Source organism: candidate division Zixibacteria bacterium HGW-Zixibacteria-1 (assembly GCA_002838945.1).
Taxonomy (GTDB): Bacteria; Zixibacteria; MSB-5A5; order GN15; family PGXB01; genus PGXB01.
This window is the reverse complement of record PGXB01000043.1, coordinates 22,466-29,212: the sequence shown is the minus strand read 5'-3', so window position 1 is coordinate 29,212 and position 6,747 is coordinate 22,466. Positions and strand designations below refer to the sequence as shown.

6 protein-coding genes are annotated in these 6,747 nt (G+C 48.6%); 5 read left to right on the top strand and 1 reads right to left on the bottom strand.

The features are described 5' to 3' along the window. The first annotated feature begins 506 nt into the window (after positions 1-506). Positions 507-1,046 carry a hypothetical protein gene (locus tag CVT49_13760; protein PKK82446.1) on the top strand — a complete coding sequence of 180 codons (540 nt, stop codon included), beginning with the start codon at positions 507-509 and terminating at the stop codon, positions 1,044-1,046. Between the two features lie 274 nt (positions 1,047-1,320). On the opposite strand, the gene CVT49_13755 is transcribed toward CVT49_13760, so the two are convergent. After that, the gene (locus tag CVT49_13755) at positions 1,321-1,845 is read right to left on the bottom strand and encodes a hypothetical protein (GenBank protein ID PKK82445.1); all 525 of its coding nucleotides are present in this window, start codon (positions 1,843-1,845) and stop codon (positions 1,321-1,323) included. A 206-nt stretch (positions 1,846-2,051) separates the two neighbouring features. Between CVT49_13755 and CVT49_13750 the strand changes: the two genes are divergently transcribed. The 4 genes from CVT49_13750 to CVT49_13735 all read left to right on the top strand — a co-directional run bounded on the left by CVT49_13750 (position 2,052) and on the right by CVT49_13735 (position 6,685). Continuing rightward, the gene (locus CVT49_13750) at positions 2,052-2,879 is read left to right on the top strand and encodes a site-specific DNA-methyltransferase (protein ID PKK82447.1); all 828 of its coding nucleotides are present in this window, start codon (positions 2,052-2,054) and stop codon (positions 2,877-2,879) included. 41 nt (positions 2,880-2,920) lie between these two features. Next, positions 2,921-3,520, top strand: a complete 600-nt coding sequence (locus CVT49_13745) for a hypothetical protein (GenBank protein PKK82444.1) — start codon at positions 2,921-2,923, stop codon at positions 3,518-3,520. A gap of 4 nt (positions 3,521-3,524) precedes the next feature. After that, entirely contained in the window at positions 3,525-4,040 is a 516-nt protein-coding gene (locus CVT49_13740; protein ID PKK82443.1) for an ECF transporter S component, read from the top strand. Positions 4,041-4,258: 218 nt separating this feature from the next. Continuing rightward, entirely contained in the window at positions 4,259-6,685 is a 2,427-nt protein-coding gene (locus tag CVT49_13735) for a DNA gyrase subunit A (GenBank protein PKK82442.1), read from the top strand. The last annotated feature ends 62 nt before the right edge of the window (positions 6,686-6,747 follow it).

Sequence of the window (6,747 nt, the reverse complement as noted above, 5' to 3'; positions counted from 1 at the left end):
CAACATCTGAACACCTCCTGTCCTTCGGGACTCAGGATGAGAAAGAATCATAATAATAGTATCCTTTCTCCGTGTCCACTAAATCGGGGGAACTTCAGAATGAACGAGTCGAGGAAAAATAAAATTCATTTTTTCTGTAGATCATTTATAATTTTATTTTTAGTAGGTCAAGCCTCTCCGAGGCTTGACATCAAATCTCGGAGAGATTTGACCTACTAGTTTGCTGATCGGTGCATTTATAAATCATTAACATCATTTATCATCTTATCTTAAGTCCCCTCTCGAGAGGGGATTTAGGGGTGTGTAAACCATTCCGCCCATAATAAATGTCGGTATTAAATATTCAATTCGTTCCACTATTGTCAGGAAAATGGGATGTTGGAATATCACGAATAATAAATTCTGATGACCCAGTTAGTTCCATTTCAGATTATACATCCCCTATTGCTTTCAGCTATTGTCTTGATGAGGACGGCCAGCCTTGTTATCTGGACCGTTCCGACAAAATGCGCTCCCATTGCACGCAAATGAACGTTATATTCTTTGACTCGATTGATATAAATGCAACATATATTGCCAGTCGGCCACATGAAATTTTTGATTACACGTTCAAAATAACGCCGCTGCCTCATATTGGCGATACCTCGATATTAAGCATGAAACTGCAGGCGATCGACTCCCTGCCGAATGGTTGTGACATTCTCTTCAAGGGATATTGCATGGAATTCCTTACCGGCCCCGAGCCGATTTACGATAAAGTTGATATTGGTGATGTTTTTGATATGAAAATAAGATTCGTTCCCGCACCGGTCAGAGACGGTCACAGAATTGTATTTATACTGTCGGATATTGATAGGGCCAATATTAGAAATGGATCCTATCAGTTGATCCCGCTGAAACTTATTTTTGATAATGATGGTACCCTGCGATATGTAAGCCAAAGCGGGTTCCCTGGCCTGACCGACGACAGACTGCCCGATGCCTTTCCGCCAGAGGAGAATAAAGGAGATTTGACAAAAACACTAAAGTTATATAGAAAACACTAATACCGGGGCTATTTTCATGGGCGGCAGACCCCTTCGAAACTCAGGAGATCTTCTTGCATCTGGCCATCTTGGATCAACATCCCCAAGCAATTCCGGGTCGATTCTGTCCCGAAATCGCTTGAGGCTGCCACACTTTCAATGTTGCGGCGGGTCTTGTCCCCCGAAGCTAATCGGGGGATGTGACCTGACTTATATTATTATTGTAGGGGACGGTCTGTAACCGTCCTTCGGCGGGTTCTTGTGGGCGGCAGATGTCCACATCTGCCCCAATTGATCAGTCTGTCCAAGCAAATTCTTTGTCTATTGGTATTAAACCCGGTTTCCCCAGTATCCAATCGGCGGCGCTTGAATATTTCCATTCAGCCGGATTATCAACCATACCAGCCTTAACTGGATTATAATGTATATAATTAAGTTTAATGCGGAATTGTTCCTCAGAGGTAATTATCAAATCATCAAAGCGTGGCTTCCAGAGGCGAAATCGATTTTTATCCATGAATTTCCCGTAAATCGATTCCCGAAGGGAGCCCTTTATCAATTTTGAGCTTAGTATTTTGAAACTCTGCATAAACTTGGATAATTTTTCGACCTCCTTAAACCCCAATAGCATATGTAAATGGGACGGCATTAAAACATATCCAACGAGAGAAACTCCATAATAGTTAAGCGTCTCCCCTAATTGACGGATAATAAGCGACGCAAATTTCTCTTCCCTGAATATAGGAGTCCATTCTTGGGTGTTTGTTGTGACAAAAACCAGGGCGCGTCCTTGCAATTCTAGTCTCTTACGGACGACCATGTTGTATAATAAAATATTCTATAACTGGTAGTCAACTATTTTGGGGGCAGATGTGGACCCGCCACGGCGGGCCGCCCACAACACACTTTAACTGTGATCGGCGGTCGCCAATGGCGACCGCCGCGGTCGGTTTGAGAACCGACCGATCACAACAAACTACAAACCCCTGTCATTCCCGCTTCTTTTATATTATATTCCCTTTTAATATGGCCCGGATCAAAACCAAACAACCTGAACTCTATAACGAAGATTGCATCGCCGGCATGATCACCCGGTTGAAACCAAAATCGGTCGATGTGGTCGTCACTTCGCCGCCCTATAACATCGGCGTCAAATATGGCGCTTACGACGACAAAATCCCACGTAGAGATTATCTGGCCTGGATAACCGAATGGGGGAGAGCGGTCAAACAGGTTCTGAAGGGTAATGGCTCACTCTTTCTGAATATCGGTTCCAAACCGAGCGACCCAACCATCCCGTTTCAGGTACTTGAGGCTTTATCCGGTGATTTCAAGCTTCAGAATGTCATTCACTGGGTCAAGTCGATCTATATCGATTCCGAAAGTTACGGCCTGAAGACTGATATCAATGTCGGCCACTATAAGCCGATCAACAGCCCGCGCTATCTGAATGATGCCCACGAATATATTTTCCACCTGACCAAAACCGGCGCAGTCAGCCTCGACCGGCTGGCACTCGGTGTTCCGTACAAAGACAAAACCAACATCGAACGGTGGAAATACGGCGCTCACCGCCGTCGTTGCCGCGGCAACTGCTGGTTTATACCATATGAGACCATTCAAAACCGCGCCAAGGATCGCCCGCATCCGGCCTCGTTCCCGCCCCGGCTGGCGGCAAATTGTATCAGGCTTCATGGCATCAAGCCAAAAATGCTTGTCCTCGACCCGTTTATGGGCCTGGGCAGCACCGGTTTGGCCTGCCGGGAATTATGCGTGAAATTTATTGGCTTCGAGATTGATGTACATTATTTCGAGAAAGCGGTCGAACGCATAAATGAACCGGCCGGCAAATAATTACTTGACAAATTAAATTGGCTGTTTAACTTACTTCTCCAATGGATGAAATACGCAGAAAATATTTTGAAGCTTGTGCCGACGACTGGGATAAATCCTTTACGGCCGAGGATTACGAAATCCTTTCATTCCTGATTGATTCCTTCAGTATTGCGCCAAAATCGAAAATCGCCGATCTGGGCTGCGGAACCGGCATCCTGTTCGACATGCTCCGACGCAAGGTCGGTTCCGACGGCATGGTGGTCGGGCTTGACTTCTCGGCGCGGATGGTCAGGAAGGCCCGCCAGAACTTCCCTTTCGATAATGTCTTTGAAGTCGATGGCGACGTCGAGGATCTTCCACTGCAATCCGAATCTTTTGATTATGTTATTTCGTTTGCCTCGTTTGCCCATTTTTGCAATCAAAAGAAGGTGATGGAGGAAGTTTCGCGGATTTTGAAGCCGGACGGTTATTTTTACATTATTCATCTGATGGGCAGCAAGGAGCTTGAACAGCTTCATATGAAAGTCGGCGGGCCGGTGGCGCATGATCATCTGCCGCAGGATACGGACATGATGAAGCTCTTTGAGCATGGCCACTTTGCCAATGTTACCATAAAGGATCACCCCGGGCTGTATCTCGCCTCAGGCATCAAAGGGTAAACCGATTTTGGGTCCCCGTCGCATCGCCTACTCATCTCTGTTTCTGGCCCTCGCCATTTTACTGCCGATCGTCTTTCATCAATTCGGCATGGCCGGTCGGATCTTTCTTCCCATGCACATTCCCATTCTGATATGCGGTTTTATCGCCGGACCTGTGGCGGGCGTGATTATCGGCCTTCTGGCGCCGTTCCTGTCGCATCTTTTGACCTCCATGCCGCCGGCTTATGCGGTCCCATTGATGACCATGGAACTGCCGCTGTATGGCCTGACCGCCGGGCTGGCTTACAATAAATTGAAACTGAATATCTATGTCGCCCTGATCGCCGCCATGATTATCGGGCGGCTGGCGTTTGCGCTGGGTCTGCTGATACTGGGCAAATTTATTGAGTTGCCTTATGGCCCTCTCGAGTTTTTCGCCGCCGGCGGAGCGGTCGTCACCGGTATTCCGGGAATAATCATTCAAATTATCATAATTCCGCCGATTATCGCCGCTCTCAAGCGGGCCGGAAATATCTCCTGAAAAAGACCGGTTCGCGCGGAACAAACACCATCATATAAAGGTTATTATAAAAATATGACAAGCGCTAAAAATTATTTGCTAAGATATTGAAAAATAACGAATTACGAATGACAAAAAGTCACTCTTTTTGAGTTTATAAATTGCTTTAAGACTATAAATTTCTTATCTTTACTCACTTAAAACAGGTAAGCTGAAAACTAAGAATTCAGGGAATAAAAATGTCGTTGAAAAGAGATAATATCGTCCCAAGAGACCTCGAAGATGAGATGAAAGAATCTTATCTTAACTACTCCATGTCGGTTATTACCAATCGTGCTCTTCCGGATGTTCGGGATGGAATGAAACCATCGAATCGCAGAATCATGGTCGCCATGAATGACCTTAATCTGTCGCCGGGACGGGCGCATCGTAAATGCGCCAAAATCGCGGGTGATACTTCCGGTAACTACCACCCGCACGGCGAACAGGTGGTCTATCCCACGCTGGTTCGTATGGCGCAGGATTTCAATATGCGCTATCCGCTGATCGACGGCCAGGGCAACTTCGGATCGATCGACGGCGACGGCGCTGCGGCCATGCGATACACGGAAGCGCGGCTGACACCGATTGCCATGGAAATTCTGGCGGACATGGAAAAAGATACGGTCGATATGATGCCCAACTATGATGAAACACGCATGGAGCCGCGGGTTCTTCCGGGCAAGTTCCCCAATCTTATCTGCAACGGTACCTCCGGTATTGCCGTCGGCATGGCCTCGAACATCCCGCCGCACAATCTCGGCGAAGCGGTTGATGCCATCACCGCCGTCATCGACGACGATGAGATCACCAACGATGAATTGAATGAAATCATGACGGGCCCCGATTTTCCGACCGGCGGCATTATCAACGGCCGCGACGGCATCCGCGAAGCCTACCGCACCGGCAAGGGACGTCTTTCGGTCCGGGCCAAGGCAGTTACCGAAAAACTGGCCAACGGCAAGGAATGTATTGTCGTCACCGAAATTCCTTTTCAGGTAAACAAGTCCAATCTTCTGGAAAAAATCGCCGATCTGGCGCGGGACAAAAAAATCGAAGGCATCTCCGATTTGCGCGATGAGTCCGACCGCGACGGCATGCGGATTGTCATCGAACTGAAACGCGACGCCCAGGCCGAAATCGTTCTCAATCAGCTTTATAAAAACACGCAAATGCAGTCAACCTTTGCCATCATGATGCTGGCGCTGGTTAATGGCGTTCCGCAAGTGCTGACCCTGAAAGAAATGCTGACTAATTTTATCGAGCATCGCCATGAAGTCGTCGTCAGGCGGACCCAGTATGATCTGAACAAAGCCGAGGAACGGGCGCACATTCTGGAAGGCTACAAAATTGCGCTGGACAATATCGACGCCGTCATCGAGCTGATAAAGAAATCCAAAGATACCCCCGAGGCCCGCGAAGGTCTGATGAAGAAGTTCAAACTGTCCGAGCGCCAGGCCAATGCCATTCTGGAAATGCGGCTGGCCCGGCTGACCGGACTCGAGCGGAAGAAAATCGAAGATGAGTATGTGGCGATTCTCAAACTGATCGAGGAACTGAAAGGTATTCTCGCTTCCAAACCGCGCCGCATGGCCATTATCAAAAATGAACTGGCCGAGTTGAAAAAGAAATTCAATGATCACCGGCGCACCGAAATTCAGGATGCCGAAACCGATTTCACGCTCGAGGACCTGATTGCCGAAGAGGACATGGTCATCACCATCTCGCATTCCGGCTATGTCAAACGGCTCTCGATTTCGATGTATCGCCGGCAGAATCGCGGCGGGCGCGGTGTGATCGGCATCGAAACCAAGGAAGAAGATTTCGCCGAGCATCTCTTTATCGCTTCGACGCACGATTATATTCTCTTTTTCTCCAATAAAGGACGCTGTTACTGGATAAAGGTGCATACCATCCCCACCGGCGGACGCCTCGCCAAGGGCAAACCGATCGTCAATATGGTCGATCTGGAAAAAGGCGAAATGATTACCGCCTTCTGCCCGGTGCGAACCTTCGATGACGACCATTTTGTGGTCATGTCCACCCGCAACGGCATTATCAAGAAGACGCCGCTGACCAGTTTCTCCAATCCGCGCAAGGCCGGTATCAATGCCGCCAATCTGCCGGTCGAGGATGAACTGATCGAAGCCTCGATTACCGACGGCACCTATGATATCGTGCTGGCCACCCGCAAGGGCCAGGCGATCCGTTTCCCAGAGGATAAAATCCGCCCGATGGGCCGGTCCGCTTATGGTGTCAAGGGCATCAACCTGACCACCGGCGATTATGTGATCGGCATGGTGGTGGTCAAGCGCGACAGCACGATTCTGACCGTGACGGAAAACGGTTTCGGCAAGCGCACCAGCATCAGCGACTACCGCGTTACCAACCGCGGCGGGAAAGGCATCATTAACATAAAAGCCAGCGATCGGAACGGCGAGGCGGTGTCGATAAAGGAAGTGGTGGACAAGGACGAACTGATTCTGATCACCAAGAAGGGCATCACCAACCGCCAGCGGGTGGACAAGATTTCGGTTATCAGCCGCAACACGCAGGGTGTGCGGTTGATAATGCTTGATGAAGGCGACAAGGTTATTGACGTCGCCCGGGTGGTGACGGAAGAATAGATTAGACCATTTGATATATATATATTTAAAGCAGGAGCCGCCCGGCTCCTGTTTTTATATTT

Excerpts from the sequence above, each read along its gene's own strand:
- CVT49_13735 (PKK82442.1), top strand. The coding sequence starts at position 4,259 with ATGTCGTTGAAAAGAGATAATATCGTCCCAAGAGACCTCGAAGATGAG.
- CVT49_13760 (PKK82446.1), top strand. The coding sequence starts at position 507 with ATGCGCTCCCATTGCACGCAAATGAACGTTATATTCTTTGACTCGATT.
- CVT49_13755 (PKK82445.1), bottom strand. The coding sequence starts at position 1,845 with ATGGTCGTCCGTAAGAGACTAGAATTGCAAGGACGCGCCCTGGTTTTT.
- CVT49_13745 (PKK82444.1), top strand. The coding sequence starts at position 2,921 with ATGGATGAAATACGCAGAAAATATTTTGAAGCTTGTGCCGACGACTGG.
- CVT49_13750 (PKK82447.1), top strand. The coding sequence starts at position 2,052 with ATGGCCCGGATCAAAACCAAACAACCTGAACTCTATAACGAAGATTGC.